Origin of the sequence: Citrobacter sp. HN-141, from assembly GCF_033341895.1 — a bacterium.
Classification (GTDB): Bacteria; Pseudomonadota; Gammaproteobacteria; order Enterobacterales; family Enterobacteriaceae; genus Citrobacter.
This window is the reverse complement of record NZ_JAWPBF010000009.1, coordinates 169,813-188,570: the sequence shown is the minus strand read 5'-3', so window position 1 is coordinate 188,570 and position 18,758 is coordinate 169,813. Positions and strand designations below refer to the sequence as shown.

Below are 18,758 nucleotides of genomic sequence, written 5' to 3'. Positions count from 1 at the left end.
TGTATTCAGGGCAACTTAGGCTTTCAGCACGGCCAACGCTGCATCATAGTCAGGCTCGTTGGTAATTTCATTTACCAGTTGGCTGAACACGATGTTGTCATTTTCGTCGATAACGACAACGGCACGAGCAGCCAGACCTTTCAGCGGACCTTCGGCAATTTCAACGCCGTAGTTTTTCAGGAATTCAGCGTTACGCAGGGTGGACAGCGTGATAACGTTGCTCAGACCTTCTGCGCCGCAAAAACGAGAGTGGGCGAATGGCAGATCGGCTGAAATGCACAGTACGACGGTGTTGTCGATTTCTGTCGCCAGTTGGTTAAACTTACGTACTGATGCCGCGCACACGCCGGTATCGATGCTTGGGAAAATATTCAGCACTTTGCGCTTGCCTGCGAACTGGCCCAGCGTAACGTCAGACAGGTCTTTAGCCACAAGGGTAAAAGCCTGAGCTTTGCTTCCAGCCTGAGGAATAGAGCCGGCGACGGCAACCGGGTTGCCCTGGAAATGAACGGTTTGTGACATGGTTATCTTCCTGTTTACATATAGTTAACGTCAAGGCTAGTTTATGCCATCAGCAGTTAACACGGCAAACGCTATTTGCGGATATCCGCTTCAGGGGCTGCAATAAGGAAAACAAATGAGATCAGTTAAGGTGTATGAGGAAGCCTGGCCGTTACACACTCCCTTTGTGATTGCCCGCGGGAGCAGGACCGAAGCGCATGTGGTGGTGGTTGAACTGGAAGAGAATGGTGTAAAAGGGATTGGAGAATGTACGCCTTATCCTCGCTATGGCGAAAGCGATGCGTCGGTACTGGCTCAAATCATGAGTGTTGTGCCGCAACTGGAGCACGGTTTGACGCGTGAAGCGCTGCAGGCATTACTGCCCGCGGGGGGGGCGCGTAATGCCGTTGACTGTGCGCTTTGGGATCTCAATGCGCGTCAGCAACAACAGTCTCTGGCCGACTATGTTGGCACTGAACTGGATGCAACAGTAACGACCGCGCAAACCGTCGTGATCGGCACGCCAGAGCAGATGGCGGCGAGCGCGACTGCGCTATGGGATAACGGCGCCCGATTGCTGAAAGTAAAACTGGATGCACACTTAATCAGCGAAAGGATGGTTGCAATCCGGGCGGCTGTGCCTGAGGCGACAATCATTGTCGATGCTAATGAGTCCTGGCGTGCTGAAGGGCTGGCCGCACGCTGCCAGTTAATGGCGGATTTAGGCGTTGCGATGCTGGAGCAGCCTCTGCCGGCTAATGATGATGCCGCGCTGGAGAATTTCGTGCATCCGCTGCCTGTCTGTGCCGATGAAAGCTGCCATACCCGCAGCAGTCTGAAAGCGCTGCATGGCCGCTATGAAATGGTGAATATTAAACTGGATAAGACAGGCGGACTGACGGAGGCGCTGGCGCTGGCGACCGAAGCTCGAGAGCAGGGATTTGCGTTGATGCTCGGCTGCATGTTGTGTACATCAAGGGCGATCGGCGCTGCATTGCCGCTTACGCCACAGGTCAGCTTTGCCGATCTGGATGGCCCAACCTGGCTGGCCCGGGACGCGGAGCCTGCCTTACATTTTACCACCGGACAGCTTCATCTCAAGGATGCCAGCGCAAAAGATTAGACATTGCCAGCAGGTATTTTTCGCTCGCTTCATCCGATGAAATGGGCGGAAATTCTGCAGTAATGCAATGTAGGTTTAGATCGGCGCACCAGCTACCAAAAGAGCCTGGCGTTTCATAACCGACGCTGGTTACCAGCGGCAATTCGAACGACTGCGCCAGCCACGCGCCTAATTCGCTGTGTCTGGGATCTTCAATACAAGCCAGCGGATCGTGGAAAGAAACTACCCATGCAGGATGAATGTGGTGAATAAGTTGGCATAGTGCCTGGGTCTCGGGCTCTGATCCCGGATGATCGCCGGTTAATAACACCACATCACGCTCTTCTGCGCTGCTGTTCCAACGATATACCGTTTCACCGGATTTCCAGTTTGCCGCCGGAAAGTTACGGTTAAGATCTACGCCGTTTGCATTTGCGCGCAGGCCCAACTGGCAACCGTCAGGGTTAACGGCCAGCACGACATGATGACGACGCAGGGAAGGGTTGAGCGTACGTAAGGCACAGGACAGGGTGACGACTGATGAGTTTTCATCACCGTGAGTACCAGCCAGTATCAAACCGCTTTCACGATCGGCTGCCGGCGCCGGGAACCAGATTAGCGGTGCGCCCAATAGTGAACGTCCGTAATGTTCAGTTCCTGGCGGAAATGCGCCGCGCTCGGCACGGGGACGGGTAACGGTCATAGTCATCTCTGAATGCTGAATGGTTACTCGCAGTGTTGTGCAAAATGTATGGATAATCAAATCGTTTTCACACACTTATCTTTTCAGGTGTAATATCACTTTCCTGTCGGAAGTTAATTGCATTTCCTGCTGGCGATACAAATAATTACTCATTCACTTAGTGGCCAGATTTGAGGGTATTTTATGAGGCATTCTGTTTCAGTAACCTGTTGTGCGCTGTTGGTTAGCAGCATTTCTTTATCCTATGCTGCGGATGTTCCCAGCGGAACGGTACTGGCAGAAAAGCAAGAACTGGTGCGTCATATAAAAGATGAGCCAGCGTCACTCGATCCGGCAAAAGCCGTTGGGCTTCCAGAAATTCAGGTTATTCGCGATTTATTCGAAGGGCTGGTAAACCAGAATGACAAGGGTGAGATTGTTCCCGGTGTAGCCACACAGTGGAAGAGTAATGATAACCGCATCTGGACGTTTACGTTGCGCGATAATGCACAATGGTCCGATGGTACGCCGGTAACGGCACAGGACTTTGTCTACAGTTGGCAGCGTCTGGTGGACCCGAAAACACTGTCGCCGTTTGCCTGGTTTGCCGCGCTTGCAGGGATCAACAATGCCCAGGCGATCATTGATGGCAAAGCCACACCCGATACGTTAGGCGTCAGCGCGGTGGATGCGCATACCTTCAAAGTGCAGTTGGACAAACCACTACCCTGGTTTGCCAACCTGACAGCGAGCTTTGCGTTTTATCCCGTCCAAAAAGCGAATGTTGAAAGTGGTAAAGAGTGGACGAAACCCGGCAACCTTATCGGTAATGGTGCCTATGTGCTGAAAGACCGTGTGGTTAATGAGAAACTGGAAGTTGTGCCGAACACACATTATTGGGACAACGCCAAAACGGTGCTGCAAAAAGTGACTTTCCTGCCGATTAACCAGGAGTCTGCTGCGACCAAACGCTATCTTGCTGGCGATATTGATATTACAGAGTCCTTCCCGAAAAATATGTATCAGAAGCTACTGAAGGATATTCCAGGCCAGGTTTATACCCCGCCGCAGCTTGGTACTTATTACTATGCGTTTAATACGCAAAAAGGGCCGACCGCCGATTCACGCGTGCGTCTGGCTCTCAGTATGACTATCGATCGGCGTCTGATGGCGGAGAAAGTATTAGGGACTGGAGAAAAACCCGCATGGCATTTCACGCCGGATGTGACGGCAGGATTTATCCCGGAACCTTCTCCGTTTGAACAAATGAGTCAGGAAGAGCTTAACGCTCAGGCGAAAACGCTGCTGCGTGCGGCGGGTTATGGTCCGCAGAAACCGCTGAAATTGACGCTGTTGTATAACACCTCTGAAAATCATCAGAAGATTGCTATTGCTGTGGCTTCCATGTGGAAGAAAAATCTTGGCGTGGATGTGAAACTACAGAACCAGGAATGGAAAACGTATATCGATAGCCGTAATACCGGTAATTTTGATGTGATCCGTGCATCCTGGGTGGGCGATTACAACGAGCCATCCACATTCCTGTCGTTATTAACCTCGACCCATACGGGCAATATTTCTCGCTTTAACAATCCGGCATACGATAAAGTGTTGACTCAGGCGACGCTGGAAAATACAGAGAAAGCACGGAACGCCGATTATAACGCAGCAGAAAAAATCCTAATGGAACAAGCGCCTATTGCGCCGATTTATCAGTACACCAACGGGCGTTTAATTAAACCGTGGCTGAAAGGGTATCCGATTACCAACCCGGAAGATGTGGCCTATAGCCGCACAATGTATATTGTTAAGCACTAGTTGCGTACATTCTCCTGTTAACCTTTGTTAACCTCGCCAAAAACCAGAACTGGCGCTGATTTCAGCGCCATCACCTCTCGTTAACCTTTATTAACCGCTTCAGGAAACCCCATTTTTTTGACGGTATAAATGACGTATTAAACGAATTACCGTCATAGTCCATCATCAATAACGGTATTTATTGATACGGGATACCGTCAATGCTTACCGATACAAAGCTCAACAACCCACCGCACTGGCGCAGCGTGAAAATTCGACATGTATGAAAGCGGCAGGGGGGAGAATTTATAAACTATGATTGTTTTTATGATTACTAAGCTGACGGAGTATTAGGTCTAATGTATTATTAAATAATATTAACATCCCCAAACTATCAGGTGATGTAATTAAATTAATTATAAATGTTATCTTTATATTAAGGAACCAGTTTGAAAAAGAAAACTAGTTGTTTAGTTATTAGCAGTATCCTGGGTAGTGCGGGAATGTTGACTTCGCCAGCGGTTTGGGCTGACTGTACAGACCCCACTGGTGCGACGGTAACGTGTAATAACAACGTGACGGTACCACAACAGTTTCAAACTTATCAGCAACGCGTGATTATTGAGTCAGGCACGCAGTTTAAAACGACGGGAGGGAGTGCAGCTGTCCACTTTTCCAGTCATGAAGCAAATCTACAGAATAACGGCAGCATTTCTTCAGACGACGACGGTATCCAGTTCTTTTCCACAAATCAGTCGCAGGTCATTAATAGCGGTACAATTAGTACCCCAGCTAACAACAAAAATGCCATAAACGTGGCAGAGGTATCCGATAGCGCGCTGGAGAATAAGGGGACGCTGACCACGACCGGCGCCGCTGGTAATGGGATCTTGCTGAATGCTGTCTCTCGGATGTCCGTTAAGAACTCGGGGAGTATCACCACATCAGGTGCTGGCGGGGATGGCATTCACGCGAACTCCACTGGAAGCAGCCAAATCGCCAACCAGGGTAATATCACCGTTAATGGAACTGGCAGCAACGGTATTTATGTCGGGAGTAAGGTCAAGGATACGACCATTCAAAACCTTGATGGCGGTGCTATTTACGCGCCAAATGGGAATGGTATTACCGTTGACGATTCAGCGGCGATTAGTACGTTGCTCAATACGGGTATCATTGATGGCGGCGTTGCCGGCGTATATCTTGGCGGAACGTCTCAGACCGGTACGCTAGTCAATATGGGGACGATTATTGGCGGCGACAGTGGCAACGCGGTCGTGTTAGAGAATTCTTCCGTGGTAAATCAGTTCGAAAATAAAGGATTGATTGGCGCGTTAACCGGTGATGCTATTCAAGTGGCCAGTACAAGCACAATAGTGGGCGGTATCAATAACGAAGGGATTATTATTGGGCGTGTTAATGCCCCGAACAGCGCGATGAGTAACAGCGGTATTTTCGAGTTACTCAGCAGCCAGCAACCCTCAACCGTAAATACTTACGTACAAAATAGCAACGGTGTCCTGGCGTTGCAGGCAGACAGCACCAGCAGCTATGGTCAGCTGAATGTTGCCGGTAACGCTGCACTGAATGGACGGACGCTGGTGATAACCCAAGGTAGCACTAGCTTCGCTGATGGCGATGAGTTGGTTGATGTCGTTACGGCCAGTAAGATCACAGGCACACCCTCGGCGGTACTGGATGATTCGCTTCGTTATCAGTTTATTTCGGTGCAAACCGGCACCAGCTACTCGCTGAAAATTGCCGAGACGAATCTGACTACCGTCGGTAATGCCATTACTACCACCAGTGATAATCCATCATTAGTCGGCGTCGGGACCGTGCTGGATAACCTCATTAATAATAGTTATACCGCGCCTCAGAACTGTACCGGTGCGCTGGCGAGTACCGTATGCGCGATCACCTCGTCATTTAATGCCAGTCAGGTTCACAAAAATGTGGTTCAACTTGCCCCGTTGATGGATGGCAGCATGCCGTACATTGAAATGAATAATCTGCGTGCGTTTGGCGACATCGTCAGTGGTCGTCAGGAGTCCGTACGCGGTCAGGGTTATACCAACGAGTTTAATCCGGAGAAATATCTGTGGATACGCCCCGTTGGGCGCTGGGATAACCAGTCCAGCCGTGGAGATTACGCTGGGTATAACGCAGATACACGTGGGTTCGCCATTGGTGCCGATGGTCTCATTTTAGAGAGAACCCGACTGGGTCTGGCCTTGGGCATGAGTCGCACAGATGTTAACGATAATTCTGACGATATCAGACATGACGCACGTGTGGACAGCTGGAACCTTCTTGCATATGGCGGATATGACTTTACCCCAGATACGGGGATGACCTGGCAGACTGGCTTCGGGCGAAATAATACAACGGGTAACCGTTACCTGAATATTGAAAACCCTAACGATGGCAGCACTGCTTACAATGGTGTGGCGCATTCTGACTACGATAGTGATACCTTCCAGGCCGGGCTTGGATTCCAGAGCACCTTCCACCCGCAGGACAATGTGATGCTCACTCCTGAGCTGCGTACAGATTACTATCGCGTGAAGGATAAAGGTTATCAGGAGAGTGGCGCAGAGGATGTTGGGCTGAAAGTAGGTGGGACCACCACCGAAGCGCTGGTGGTTTCTGGTAAGTTGAAAGCGGGCATTAAGCTATCGGAGATTGTTGATGTGCACGGTTATGTTGGGGCTGGTTACGATACAAAGAACGATCGCAGCAAAACCACGATAGCATTTATCGGAGCCGCCGACTCGCCATTTACCTATCACGGAATGAGTGAAAGCCCCTGGATTGCTATGGCGGGTGCTGGGGTAACGGCAAAGTTCAGCGATGCGCTTGACGGCACGGTACAATACGATGCCAATCAGCGAACTAAATTCACCAGTCAGAGCATTAGTTTGAAGCTTCGTTACGCGTTCTGAATGCCGTTGAACGCAATGATTAGCCAGCGACTGATTCTCGCTGGCTTTTTTATTTGATGACTCTACTCTGCATATTTAAGCCGTAATATCGACGCGCCAAATGCCAGGAGCGAGTGGTTATCCTGGAAAGCGGCAACCCGACCACATTGAAGACACTAAACCAGAGAAGATCATACGTCCGGGGGCTGATGCTCCCGACAAATTAACATCGAATCATCCTCGCTCAACGGTTCTTTCGTTAAATTACAAAATCCCTGACCATTCACTTTTTGGTGAAACCGACAGCTCTGGCACAGACCAAATCCCGGTACATTACTGGTGCGCTGAATGCCTCGCAGGAGTTCGAAAAGTAGCTCCTTGAGTAAACCTGCGCGCTCACCCATTGCAGATTCGCCCGTCACCAAAAATGAGGGGGGAAGCAGGGCATCCAGCAGATTTTTGGCCGACTCGGTGAGCTGCAGATGAACGCTACGCTTATCTCTGGCATCCTGCGTGCGTACTACCAGCCCCTTTGACTCCAACAACTTTAGCGATTGTGACACCGTTCCTTTGGTGAGGCCGAGGTAGTCCGTCACGGCGAGAGGCGTATTGGAATAGCGATTACAGCGTGCGAGATACATCAACGCACTGAGCTGTACTGGCTGAAGATCCGCCAGTAAAGGATGCTGGCGAAACCACATCCGCGTCAGACCAGACAGCCGGTCCAGTACGTCAAAAAGCGACATGTCATGCATAACAAAATCCTCCTCGACATATAGTATCGACTAAAAACTATGTTGACAAAGCATAAAACTGGCGTAGCATGAATTATAGTATCGAATCGATACTATAATTCAAAGGAGAGGTATCATGACCAAAGCCCGTTTTTATCATGCTGGTTGCCCGGTTTGCGTTTCCGCTGAAGAAACACTGCTACAGCATCTGTCCCCCGATGTGGAAATCGAGGTTATTCATTTGGGAGAACAACCCGATCACGTTGCAGAGGCGGAGCGAATCGGAGTGAAGTCTGTTCCTGCACTGGTGATCGACGGCAATGTGCTGCATATCAACTTTGGCGCACCTATTGAAGCGTTGAAATAGCGTCGCATGTTCGGGAAGTCGCGTGAGCTATTTCCCGAACGGCGTTGACATGGGGAAGGGGACATTTATGTGTGCTGCAGAAAAGTACCATCCTGTCGATTGCGATCTGCATGACTATCTGGAGATTGCCTGTCTTTATCACTATTTGCTGCGCATTGAACTGACTACTGGGGAACACTTTGATGCCAGGGCCGTGACGACATGTACCACAGCAGACAAAGAGGAATTCTTGCTTGTGGAGTACCATAAACGCCATCATAGAATTCGCCTGGACTCTCTGTCAGCCATTACCCCATTGACGGCTGGCGCCACGTTTAGCACCGTGATATTCCGTTGAATCTGTACGTAAAAAGATGCGCTACCGTTACACGGTGTAAATGCGGATGTCATGCGCCTGAAAAGCGGTGCCGTACTGTTTGCTGATGTTTTCCTCCACGACAATGACATCGATGTTACTGCTGGCGGTGACAACATAACGTGCGACGGCAGGGATCTTATCCGCCGTCAGTGCGACGATAGTTTCGTTACACTGCTTAATTACCGCTTTTTTAAACTCACAATCGGCGTAATCGAACCCGGTTAATCCGGATTCCGGAGCCATCGCGCAACCACCAATAAAACCTTGATCAAATAAAATATCCTGTACCTGGGCAATGGCTGTCGGACCTACGCAGCCACCGGACGATCGCTGCACTGGCCCACCTAACATGATGACCTCGAATAGCGGTTTTTTCAGCAGTACGGCGGCAATATCAGGTGAATTTGTCACGACGGTTAATGCCAGCTCAGCGGGAAGGGCTTCAGCCATTGCCAGGTTGGTTGTTCCTGTGTCGATAAAAATGCAGCTCCCGGATTTCACTAGCCGGGCGCATCTTTGCGCGATGCTGCTCTTTTTAGCGGTATTCATATTCTTGCGTACTGCGATGTCCGCTGACTCCGGTAGTGAAAAGACAGCCCCGCCATAGACTTTCTTGCAAACACCTTCTTTGCACAACTCATGTAAATCACGGCGGATCGTATGTTCTGATACTCCCAAACGGGCGGCCAGTTCAGTACAGATCACTCTGCCGTTTTCCTGCAGGATCTGATAGATAAGCGCCTGGCGTTGATCCGGGAATGCAGCGTAATCGAGCATGAGAACTCCATAAAAATAAACATCGAGCAATAACGTGCATGATCGTGCATTATGGTGCAGGATGTCAATATCCCTTAGCGGGGGTGTACCGTTCAGAATAAAACGATAAGAGGATCGCGATGAAAATTGCACACATGGCTTTATGGACCCGGGATCTTGAGCGACAAGCCCGGTTCTGGGTGTTGTTTTTTGATGGTGTGATAAACGAAAAATACTGCAGCAAAACCAATCCCGGGTTTGAATCTTATTTCGTCAACATTGGTGAGGACATTGCGATTGAGTTAATGACCAAACCGGGACTGACTCACCCTGTACCTGACAATAACACTTCAGGGTGGGTACATCTTGCTCTCTCTGTTGGTGGCGCGGAGCATGTTGATGCTCTGGCAATACGCGCAAACGAACAGGGCATCCTGGTCTCCGGGCCACGAACCACTGGTGACGGGTATTACGAGGCCGTCATTCAGGACCCCGACGGTAATTTAATCGAGATTGTCGCGTAATACGTAAATCAGGCTGGATTGCAAAATTGTCCGCGCAGGATCTGTGTTAGTTGTTCAAATACCAGCCTCACTCTGGCCGGTAGCAGCGGGAGATGTGGACGAAAAATATAGAGTTGCCAGGGCTGATAGTTAAGTTCTGGCAGCAGGTTAACCAGTTCGCCATTTTGCAAATAAGGCCGAACAGAGATATCTGCCAGCTGCCCAACCGTTCTTCCCGCGAGGGCGGCGGTCAGTTCGCTCTCAATATCGGAGGCGATAAATACCGGGTTTGCCGGAAAGAAACTGTTGCCATCGGCAAACTGCCATGGCCAGACGCGCCCTGAATTACTGTTGGTCAGGGCACTGAGCGGGTAGTTATGTTGCAAATCCAGGCGGTTCTTCGGCTTGCCCATTTTTTCGACTAAGTGGGGAGATGCAACGATATTGACACCTACCGGGCAGATTGTTTTTACGATATATCGGTTATCCGGGACGGTGCCAATACGAATACCCATGTCGATCTGCTCGTCAATAATATTCAGATGTCTGCCGGTGTTGTGCCACTCGATGCTGATTTCCGGATAGCCGGCAAGGCCGTGCAGCAACTGGCGAATAATCTCACGGTTTTCAAATAGCGGGGGCAGGGTAATGCGTACTTTCCCTGCTATCTCCTGCGGGTTGTGACGTTTACCTTCTGAGAATAGCGCTTCGCTTTCAGCCAGCAGACGCTCTGCTTTTGGCCAGAACTGCTGACCAAAAGGCGTCAACTTCATCTGTCGTGTATTGCGCAGAAACAACATTTCGCCAAGGCTTTGTTCCAGTTCAGCAATCCCTCGGGTGATTTGTTGGGGGGCCAGGCCGAGTGTTGCGGCAGCCTCTCTGAACTTCAGCGTTTCGGCTGCCGTACAAAATATCTTTAATGCGTCGAGTTTATCCAGCATACCGGGTGCACTTTTACGGGAAGATTATTCCTTCATTATATCAATATCTGGAATTCTGAAAGCATAAACGATTCATATACGAGTGATAATTATGGCGTAATAATCATGCTCATTGAGATTCGGGTGGCGTAATACCCCGGATGCGTAACACTTAAAACAATGAACAGGAGGGCGTATGGTGCCACGTACATGGCTAATCACCGGTGTCAGCAGTGGGTTTGGTCGCGAGATGGCGCAGCAACTTCTTGAACGCGGTGAACGCGTGGTGGGGACCGTACGCGATCGCGCTAAAGTTAGCGATCTCCTGAGTCGCTGGCCCGTGACATTTGATGCACCGCAAGTGGATGTGACGGATAGCGCTGCACTGCGTCACACAGTGGATAGTGCCTGGCAGCGCTATGGGCGAGTTGATGTGGTCATCAGTAATGCGGGATACGGCCTGTTTGGTGCTGCGGAAGAGTTGAGTGACGAGCAAGTTCGCCAGATGCTTGAGACAAATTTGTTGGGATCCATTCAGTTAATCCGCTGCGCGTTGCCACATATGCGAAAACAAGGCGGTGGACGTATCATCCAGATCTCCTCTTATGGCGGACAGGTCGCATTTGCCGGAAACTCCCTGTATCACGCGACTAAATGGGGTATTGAAGGATTTGTCGAGTCGGTTGCCCAGGAAGTTGCTGCGTTTGATATCGGAATGACGATTGTTGAACCCGGCGGTGCACGGACTGAATTCCGTTATGGTAGCGCCCAGATTGCCACACTGATGCCGGAATATGACGCGACACCGGCGCACAGTTTTCTGAAAATGCTTGATCCTGTCAATGGGCTTGCGCCTGGCGATCCGGCGCGTATGGCCGCGCAAATCATTGCCAGCGCCGACCTCGTTCCTGCGCCATTGCGTATGGTGCTCGGTTCGCAGGCGCTGCAAAGTACGCTCTCGGTGCTGCGCCAACGTGTCGCTGACTTTGAGACCCAGCATGCGCTTGCGGCATCAACGGATTTCCCTGCCGGTGAGTAGCGCCTGCCGCAGCGCTATTCATGACTTTTCTTCATAAGTTTGTCCTTATTTTACCCTCTAATCGTCGATACGCTGAGCCTCTATAATTTTAGCGTTTTCAGCATTCGGCGGCAGAGACTGTCGCCTCCCCGGAGAATCGAACATGTCAAATCATTTGAATGCCAGACAGCTGGCAGTCGTCCCCATTGCAGCATTCACTGCCACAGGACAGCCAGATAAGCTGGAGGCAGCGCTTAATGCAGGGTTAGATGCAGGGCTAACCCTGAATGAAGTGAAAGAGATTTTACAGCAGCTTTACGCGTACTGTGGTTTTCCCCGCAGTCTGAATGGCCTGTCGTGCCTGATGTCGGTAGTGAATGGCCGTAAAGAAAAAGGGATTGTGGGTCCAGAAGGGAAATCCGCTACGCCGCAACCTGCTGACTGGAACAGCCTGCTGGCGGGAAGCCAAACGCAAACCCAACTGGTTGGACAGCCGGTTAGCGGCCCGTTATTTGATTTTGCCCCTGCCATTGATACCTGGCTTAAAGCACATCTGTTTGGCGATATTTTTCAGCGTGATGTGCTGGACTGGCCGACCCGTGAACTGGCAACCGTCTCTGCGTTAGCCGTACTGGGCGGCGTGAACAGCCAACTGAAAAGTCACTTTGCTATCAGCCTGAATGTTGGGTTCCGCCCTGAGCAACTTATCGAGTTTATTACGCTACTTGAGCAGGACTGTGGTGCTGAGATTGCGGAAAATGCCCGTGCAGTTCTTGATGAATGTATTTCAGGAACACAGTCAGCTAAAACCCCTACGGGAGTCATGATGAACGAACAATTTGATGGCAACAGCGTCTTTCCCCGGGGAGAGAAAAATGAAGCCTATGCGAAGTACTTCACTGGAACCAGCTATCTGACCATGCTTTCAATGGAAGGTGTGGTGATTGGTAACGTGGCATTTGAACCTGGCTGCCGTAATTTTTGGCACATTCATCATCAGGGCGGTCAAATTCTGCTGGTGACTGGCGGCAGAGGCTGGTATCAGGCGTGGAATCAACCCGCGCGAGAACTGAAAACGGGTGATGTGGTTCATATTCCGGCGGGAATGAAACACTGGCACGGTGCTGCGCGTGATAGCTGGTTTGCTCATATTGCGGTGGAAATCCCGGCTGCAGGCGCATCGAATGAATGGCTGGAGCCGGTCGCTGACGCCGAGTACAACCTGTTGCCCTGAGCTATGCTGGTTGAGGTGCACGTTATCCCTGAGGAGATCTAAATGGTCATGAACGTGAAGGGTTATGCCGCGTTGGCGGTGAAAGAAGATCTGGTCCCGCACAGTTTTGTTCGTCGGGATCCGCGTGAAGATGATGTCGTTATTGAAATATTATTCAGTGGGGTGTGTCATTCCGACATCCACAGTGCCTACAATGACTGGGGCGGCGCTACGTATCCGATGGTTCCCGGCCACGAAATAATAGGGCGAGTAGTCCATGTCGGGAAATCGGTAACAAAATTCGCGGTCGGCGATCTTGCCGGCGTGGGGTGTATGGTTGATTCATGCCAGCACTGTAGCGCCTGCGAGCAGGGTCTTGAGCAATATTGCGAAGAGGGAAACACCCTTACGTATAACGATACTGACCGTCATGATGGACTGCCTACTTTCGGCGGCTATTCTGACAAGATTGTCGTGACCGAGAAGTTCGTCGTGAAGGTGCCGGAAGGAATCGACTTACGTGGTGCTGCACCGTTGTTGTGCGCCGGTATCACCACATGGTCGCCGTTGCGTCACTGGCAGGTTGGGCAGGGGAGTAAAGTCGCTGTTGTTGGGTTGGGTGGACTGGGTCACATGGCGATCAAGCTTGCTAAAGCATTGGGGGCTGATGTTACGTTGTTCACGCGGTCGCCAGGCAAAGAAGCTGATGCCAGACGTTTGGGAGCCAGTCATGTTGTGCTTTCAACAGACAGCGAGCAGATGAAAGCCGCGGCGAATCAGTTTGACCTGATTATTGATACCGTTCCATACGTGCATGATCTGAACCCATATATTCCAACGCTGGCGCTTAGCGGAACGTTGGTGCTGGTGGGGTATCTGGGGCCGTTGGATCCGTTCCTGAACACGGTTCCGCTGATCCTCGGTAGAAGAGCCGTTGCGGGTTCGGTGATTGGGGGGATTGCGGAAACTCAGGAGATGATGGATTTCTGCGGTCAGCATGGCATTACGGCCGATGTTGAGGTTATCAATATTCAGGATATTAATACCGCGTGGCAACGGATGTTGAAAAGCGACGTGAAATACCGCTTTGTCATTGATATCGCGTCACTGAAATAAAGGCAAAAAAGACGCGGATATCCGCGTCTTGGTTTTGGTTAGTGGGCAGAAGGTTGTGCCTCGGCGTTATCCATATACAACGTCTGACTGGGGAATGCAAAGTCAGCACCGTTTTCCTGAACTATTGTAATTATTTTCAAGTACACATCTTGTTGTACAGCAAGCCATTCCTGCCACACGGTGGTTTTCGTGAAGCAATACACCATGATATTCAGCGATGAATCGGCAAACTCATTAAAATAGACCAGCAGGGTTTGTTTTTGATCTATTCCGGGATGACTTTGCAGCATTTTTCTGACCGACTCGACAACTGCGCTAATTTTATCTGCATCTTCATAACGTAACCCGATCACCGTTTTGATTCGTCGATTACTCATCCGCCCCGGGTTTTCTACACTGATGGAAGAGAAAATTGAGTTCGGCACATATAACGGACGGTGGTCGAAGGTGTTTATTTTGGTCATTCTCCAGCCGATTTCCGTCACTGTACCTTCGATATTTCGGTCCGGAGAGCGGATCCAGTCACCGATGCTAAACGGTCTGTCGAAGTAGAGCATAATGCCAGAGAAAAAATTACTCAGGATATCTTTACCTGCCATACCGACAGCGATACCGCCGATGCCGCCGAACGTTAACAGCCCTGACAGGCTCATGCCAAAATGCTCACCGTACAGCAAGATGATAGCGACGACGATGGTAATCTTAATGATGCGCGACATGATCCGCGCACTGGTGATATCTCTGCCCTTGGTAATCTGCGTTTTTTCAAACTGGTTGATGACCAGAAAGAGTTTTATCGTCAGGATCAACGCAATCAACGAGGTACAGATAAAGTCGACCACGCTTGGGGAAATAAATTTCAGCTTATAGCTATCGATGACGTTATTGGCAATAGTGCCAAACGTACCAATGATAATGGCATAAACAAAAAACTGTGCTGCATGGAATATGAATCCTTTGCAGTGTTTTTCACTACGATGAAACCAGACGCTCATCAGGACTAACGCTGCACAGCTGCAGAGAATTACCGTTAAATTAAACGCATTATTTATAAACAGTTCAGCGATCATGATTCTCCCAGGTTACTCCGTGTTAGCTAAATATCATCTGACATCCTTCATCAGCGGATATTTTACCCAGTTCAGGCTGTCAGATCATTCATCAAAAGGTGAGAGAAATAATACAATCAGCGTTATTTTCAGGCGAATAGTGCGCATGTCAAGTCTGAGTGTGGCGTATGTAGCAGACAGTGAGTTGATGTCATGGTATTGTTGCTACAAAGTAACGCGGTTTTCATCTGCAAAAGGACGATATTATGATCATGGCTAAGCTGAAGACAGCGAAGGGACGGAAGTTTCTGTTATGTCTGCTTGGGGTATTTATTATTGCGGCATCGGTTGTGACGCGCGCGACGATTGGTGGCGTCATTGAACAGTATGACATTCCGCTTTCTGACTGGACTGCTTCGATGTATGCCATTCAATCCGCAATGATTTGCGTCTACAGTATGGTTTTTACTATTTTGCTGGCTATTCCGCTCGGTATCTATTTCCTCGGAGGCGAGGAGAAGCACTAAATACATGTCATGCCGGATGACATCGCCATCCGGCATTGTGCTGCAGGATTAATCGTCTTCGTCGTCGTCCAGTTCAACCGGGGTCTGGTACTGATCCGGTTTGATAACCAGCAGGTCGCAACGCAGATGGTCGATAACCTGTTCTGCGGTATTCCCCAAAAACGCGGCTGATATGCCGGTGCGCCCAACGGTGCCGAGAACCACGATACCCGCCTGTAAATGCTCAGCTAAATCCGGGATGACCTCTTCAGGCAATCCTTTTTCAACGTGTGTAACTTTTTCATCAATACTGAATTTTTGGCGTAACGCCTTCATGGCCAGCAGATGTTGTCCACGGATGGCGTCGTTGTACACGCTGGGATCAAATTCAGGTAGCTCAATCGCAATGTTGATAGGCGTTACAGGATAGGCGCCCACCAGGTGTACTTCGGTATGGTTAACCTGTTCTGCAAGCTGCAACGTTTCTTTGACCAGTTTTTCGTTGAGTGCATTGTGATACGCCTCTTCACTGGCGAGATTCACCGCCACCAGCGCTTTACCACCTTCCGGCCACGGCTGGTCTTTGACCATCCACACCGGGCTTGGACATTTACGCAATAAATGCCAGTCGGTTGGTGTGAAAATCACGGCTTCAAGGCGGTCGTGCTGGTGTGCCATTTTGAGCACCAGGTCATGCTTAGCGCTGATCACTTCCTGGATGATGGCTTCGAAGGGACGGTTGTGCCAGACCACTTTAATATCAAGCGGGATCCCTGCTTCGATATAGTATTTCGCTTGTTCACGTATCCATGCTGTTCGCTGGCTGATGACCCCCTGACGCATTGCCGTACGCTCGTCCGGCGACAGCAGGGTGGTCATTTCGTAGGAAAAGTCATAGATCGGCAAAAAGGCTTTAATTTTGCCACCAATCCGTTGATGCAAATAAACTGCTCGCCGTAATGCTGGTTGATCGTCCTGGTTTGGATCGATGACTACCAGCATGTTTTGATACATAGCCATACAGGGTCTCCTTACAACTGTCACCGCAGTTTGTATTTAAAAGAGTAACCCAATAATGTGGATTGAAACAGGGGAGAACCTTCAGTCAGATCAATAAATGGAGGGAATCTGTGGTTTCAGCCTACATCCAACTCAATGTAAACCACTTTTTCTCAGGATATGACTTCCGCCGGGAGCAACATTGCTTTCAGCACATCATTTGTTTCTCCTGGTTGCCGTTATTTACACAGGTGAAGAGTAGGGTTATTCCTGATTTAGCAACAGGCTATGAATAATGAAGACTGGAATGGTTAGATATTTATAAGGAACAAAAATGCAAAATCCTATTCCTCTTGAAGAAGGGCGCGCCTTGTTTGGCCGGAACACTGAGATCTACCAGGAGGGCAGGCCTGATTATCCTGAACGGGTATATGATTTATTGAAAAAACATTGCGGTTCTGAAAACCATTTTCAGGCTTTCGAGATTGGGCCAGGAACGGCGCAGGCAACGGAAAAACTGCTGAATATGGGCTATCAGGTTACTGCAATTGAACCCGACCCGAATTTGGCGATGAAGTTAAACAAACGGCTGGAAGGTTATCCGCAGAATTCATTTACGCTAGTCCATTCCACCTTTGAAGATGCTAAATTGCCAACGAGTTACTTTGATTTAGGCATTGCCGCAACGTCTTTTCACTGGGTTGATCCTGCAAAGGGACTCGAAAAGGTTTTCCAACTTTTGCGGTCTGGAGGATGGTTTGCTATGTGGTGGACTGTTTTTGGTGATCCAACCAACATGGACGCTTTTATGCAGAAAACAAATCACTTATTTGCCCCCCTGAGCACCAGCCCTTCGCACAAGGCCGGCTACCGTCACCCCTATCCATTACAAAAAGACGAAAGGATTAACGATCTGACTAAATCCGGATTTACCGAGATCCTCAGCGAGGAGATCAGATGGGCGTCTCAAATGGATGTCAGACGAACAATTCAACTCGTATCGACATTCTCCCCGGTGGCTCGCCTGAATGAAACGGATCGCGCAACATTTCTCTGTGAGATAGAGAGAATCATCAATAACGATTTCGGTGGCACGGTTAAGCGCAATTTCGTTACCGTTATTTATCTTGCCAGGAAGCCAGAGTAAAAAGCGAGACGTTTATGCGCTCAGGAAAATAGGCTGGTGGGCATGCGACTTTGCTGGAAGAGGAGGAAAGCGGAACCTCCTGCCAGATCGTTAAATCGGAAAATTTATAGATTTGACAGAAGGTTAGCTGAGAAGGTTACGCAACGTTACGCGTGTGTCCAGCCAGGACGGCCAGCGCATCGCTATTCTCAATCGTGATATATTTACCTTTCACCGCCAGCATACCGCTTTTCTGGAAGCGACCCAGCAGGCGGCTGATGGTTTCAACCGTCAGGCCGAGGTAATTCCCGATATCGCCACGGGTCATCGTCAGACGGAATTCGCGCGGAGAAAAGCCTCGCTGGGCAAAACGGCGGGACAAATTGTAGATAAAGGCCGCCAGGCGCTCTTCAGCATTCTTCTTCGATAACAGCAGGATCATGTCCTGGTCGCCTTTGATTTCGCCACTCATCAGACGCATCATCTGCTGACGCAGGTTCGGCATTTTACCGGACAGGTCATCCAGGGTTTCGAAAGGAATTTCGCATACCATTGACGTTTCCAGCGCCTGGGCAAAGCTTGGGTGATGACCGCTGCCAATTGCGTCAAAACCAACCAGGTCACCCGCTAAGTGGAAACCGGTGATTTGCTCATCGCCTTGTTCGGTAATGGTATAGCTTTTTATCGTTCCGGAACGGATAGCATAGAGTGACTTAAGCTCGTCACCTGCTTTAAAGAGCGTTTGCCCCTTTTGGATAGGCTTTTTGCGCTCGATGATGTTATCGAGCTGGTCAAGCTCATGCTCGTTAAGTGTGAACGGGATGCAAAGCTGGCTGATGCTGCAATCCTGGCAATGGATAGCACAACCGCCAGACTGAATGCGCCGTATAATTCGCTTTTCCGGGATCATAGGTCTGCTCAAGCCGTAATTGATATTTGTCAATTTTAACATCTTTTTGGTGAGCACGTAAGCCTGAGCTACTCCCAATAGAGAATAATTCAGGCATAAGCGAGTTGAATGTTTGTATCTATCTGATTAACCGCATTTTATTTGTGGCTGTATTGTGTGGAAGTGTGATGAATAAGG

At 49.7% G+C, this 18,758-nt stretch carries 19 protein-coding genes and 1 pseudogene; 12 read left to right on the top strand and 8 right to left on the bottom strand.

Features of this window, described 5'->3' with window-relative positions:
* Positions 1-15: 15 nt before the first annotated feature.
* Positions 16-522: a thiol peroxidase gene (tpx, locus tag RYZ59_RS13205; RefSeq protein WP_040230898.1), complete on the bottom strand. Its 507-nt coding sequence runs from the start codon at positions 520-522 to the stop codon at positions 16-18.
* A 115-nt stretch (positions 523-637) separates the two neighbouring features.
* On the opposite strand from tpx, the gene ycjG reads away from it, so the two are divergent.
* Positions 638-1,624: an L-Ala-D/L-Glu epimerase gene (gene ycjG, locus RYZ59_RS13200; RefSeq protein WP_318048403.1), complete on the top strand. Its 987-nt coding sequence runs from the start codon at positions 638-640 to the stop codon at positions 1,622-1,624.
* On the opposite strand, the gene mpaA is transcribed toward ycjG, so the two are convergent.
* Complete coding sequence (gene mpaA, locus RYZ59_RS13195) at positions 1,599-2,306, bottom strand: murein tripeptide amidase MpaA (protein ID WP_048211525.1); 708 nt, start codon at positions 2,304-2,306, stop codon at positions 1,599-1,601. The genes ycjG and mpaA overlap by 26 nt on opposite strands.
* A 183-nt stretch (positions 2,307-2,489) precedes the next feature.
* Between mpaA and mppA the strand changes: the two genes are divergently transcribed.
* Together mppA and RYZ59_RS13185 are read left to right on the top strand one after the other, a co-directional pair.
* Positions 2,490-4,103: a murein tripeptide ABC transporter substrate-binding protein MppA gene (mppA, locus tag RYZ59_RS13190; protein WP_318048397.1), complete on the top strand. Its 1,614-nt coding sequence runs from the start codon at positions 2,490-2,492 to the stop codon at positions 4,101-4,103.
* Positions 4,104-4,531: 428 nt separating this feature from the next.
* A complete protein-coding gene (locus RYZ59_RS13185; RefSeq protein ID WP_318048393.1) occupies positions 4,532-7,027 on the top strand; it encodes an autotransporter domain-containing protein in 2,496 nt (831 codons plus the stop codon).
* A gap of 170 nt (positions 7,028-7,197) precedes the next feature.
* On the opposite strand, the gene RYZ59_RS13180 is transcribed toward RYZ59_RS13185, so the two are convergent.
* Complete coding sequence (locus RYZ59_RS13180; RefSeq protein WP_318048391.1) at positions 7,198-7,761, bottom strand: MarR family winged helix-turn-helix transcriptional regulator; 564 nt, start codon at positions 7,759-7,761, stop codon at positions 7,198-7,200.
* A 115-nt stretch (positions 7,762-7,876) separates the two neighbouring features.
* On the opposite strand from RYZ59_RS13180, the gene RYZ59_RS13175 reads away from it, so the two are divergent.
* Both RYZ59_RS13175 and RYZ59_RS13170 read left to right on the top strand, forming a co-directional pair.
* Positions 7,877-8,107, top strand: a complete 231-nt coding sequence (locus tag RYZ59_RS13175) for a glutaredoxin family protein (protein WP_005126617.1) — start codon at positions 7,877-7,879, stop codon at positions 8,105-8,107.
* 22 nt (positions 8,108-8,129) lie between these two features.
* Positions 8,130-8,444 (top strand): Rho-binding antiterminator, encoded by a 315-nt coding sequence (locus tag RYZ59_RS13170; protein ID WP_318048389.1) that lies wholly within the window; start codon positions 8,130-8,132, stop codon positions 8,442-8,444.
* A gap of 27 nt (positions 8,445-8,471) precedes the next feature.
* Here RYZ59_RS13170 and RYZ59_RS13165 read toward each other — a convergent pair whose 3' ends face one another.
* The gene (locus RYZ59_RS13165; protein WP_318048387.1) at positions 8,472-9,242 is read right to left on the bottom strand and encodes a DeoR/GlpR family DNA-binding transcription regulator; all 771 of its coding nucleotides are present in this window, start codon (positions 9,240-9,242) and stop codon (positions 8,472-8,474) included.
* A gap of 119 nt (positions 9,243-9,361) precedes the next feature.
* Here RYZ59_RS13165 and RYZ59_RS13160 point away from each other — a divergent pair, with 119 nt between their 5' ends.
* A complete protein-coding gene (locus tag RYZ59_RS13160; protein WP_318048384.1) occupies positions 9,362-9,745 on the top strand; it encodes a VOC family protein in 384 nt (127 codons plus the stop codon).
* Between the two features lie 8 nt (positions 9,746-9,753).
* Here the strand turns inward: RYZ59_RS13160 and RYZ59_RS13155 are convergent, their stop codons facing one another.
* Complete coding sequence (locus tag RYZ59_RS13155) at positions 9,754-10,665, bottom strand: LysR family transcriptional regulator (protein WP_318048382.1); 912 nt, start codon at positions 10,663-10,665, stop codon at positions 9,754-9,756.
* Between the two features lie 175 nt (positions 10,666-10,840).
* Between RYZ59_RS13155 and RYZ59_RS13150 the strand changes: the two genes are divergently transcribed.
* The 4 genes and pseudogenes from RYZ59_RS13150 (at position 10,841) to RYZ59_RS13135 (ending at position 13,991) form a co-directional block, all read left to right on the top strand.
* Positions 10,841-11,683 (top strand): SDR family oxidoreductase, encoded by an 843-nt coding sequence (locus tag RYZ59_RS13150; RefSeq protein ID WP_318048380.1) that lies wholly within the window; start codon positions 10,841-10,843, stop codon positions 11,681-11,683.
* A 142-nt stretch (positions 11,684-11,825) separates the two neighbouring features.
* Positions 11,826-12,431, top strand: a pseudogene (locus tag RYZ59_RS13145) (carboxymuconolactone decarboxylase family protein); the annotation flags it as partial.
* 57 nt (positions 12,432-12,488) lie between these two features.
* Positions 12,489-12,896, top strand: coding sequence for a cupin domain-containing protein (locus RYZ59_RS13140; RefSeq protein ID WP_249357525.1), 408 nt, complete (start codon positions 12,489-12,491; stop codon positions 12,894-12,896).
* 42 nt (positions 12,897-12,938) lie between these two features.
* Complete coding sequence (locus RYZ59_RS13135; RefSeq protein ID WP_137381758.1) at positions 12,939-13,991, top strand: NAD(P)-dependent alcohol dehydrogenase; 1,053 nt, start codon at positions 12,939-12,941, stop codon at positions 13,989-13,991.
* 38 nt (positions 13,992-14,029) lie between these two features.
* Here RYZ59_RS13135 and RYZ59_RS13130 read toward each other — a convergent pair whose 3' ends face one another.
* A complete protein-coding gene (locus tag RYZ59_RS13130) occupies positions 14,030-15,061 on the bottom strand; it encodes a mechanosensitive ion channel family protein (protein WP_318048375.1) in 1,032 nt (343 codons plus the stop codon).
* 245 nt (positions 15,062-15,306) lie between these two features.
* Here RYZ59_RS13130 and RYZ59_RS13125 point away from each other — a divergent pair, with 245 nt between their 5' ends.
* Complete coding sequence (locus RYZ59_RS13125; RefSeq protein WP_048211538.1) at positions 15,307-15,567, top strand: DUF2534 family protein; 261 nt, start codon at positions 15,307-15,309, stop codon at positions 15,565-15,567.
* Positions 15,568-15,615: 48 nt separating this feature from the next.
* On the opposite strand, the gene uspE is transcribed toward RYZ59_RS13125, so the two are convergent.
* Positions 15,616-16,566 carry a universal stress protein UspE gene (uspE, locus tag RYZ59_RS13120; RefSeq protein ID WP_271441974.1) on the bottom strand — a complete coding sequence of 317 codons (951 nt, stop codon included), beginning with the start codon at positions 16,564-16,566 and terminating at the stop codon, positions 15,616-15,618.
* A gap of 313 nt (positions 16,567-16,879) precedes the next feature.
* Here uspE and RYZ59_RS13115 point away from each other — a divergent pair, with 313 nt between their 5' ends.
* Positions 16,880-17,692, top strand: a complete 813-nt coding sequence (locus tag RYZ59_RS13115; protein ID WP_318048369.1) for a class I SAM-dependent methyltransferase — start codon at positions 16,880-16,882, stop codon at positions 17,690-17,692.
* A 136-nt stretch (positions 17,693-17,828) separates the two neighbouring features.
* On the opposite strand, the gene fnr is transcribed toward RYZ59_RS13115, so the two are convergent.
* Positions 17,829-18,581 carry a fumarate/nitrate reduction transcriptional regulator Fnr gene (gene fnr, locus RYZ59_RS13110; protein WP_003020397.1) on the bottom strand — a complete coding sequence of 251 codons (753 nt, stop codon included), beginning with the start codon at positions 18,579-18,581 and terminating at the stop codon, positions 17,829-17,831.
* Between the last annotated feature and the right edge of the window lie 177 nt (positions 18,582-18,758).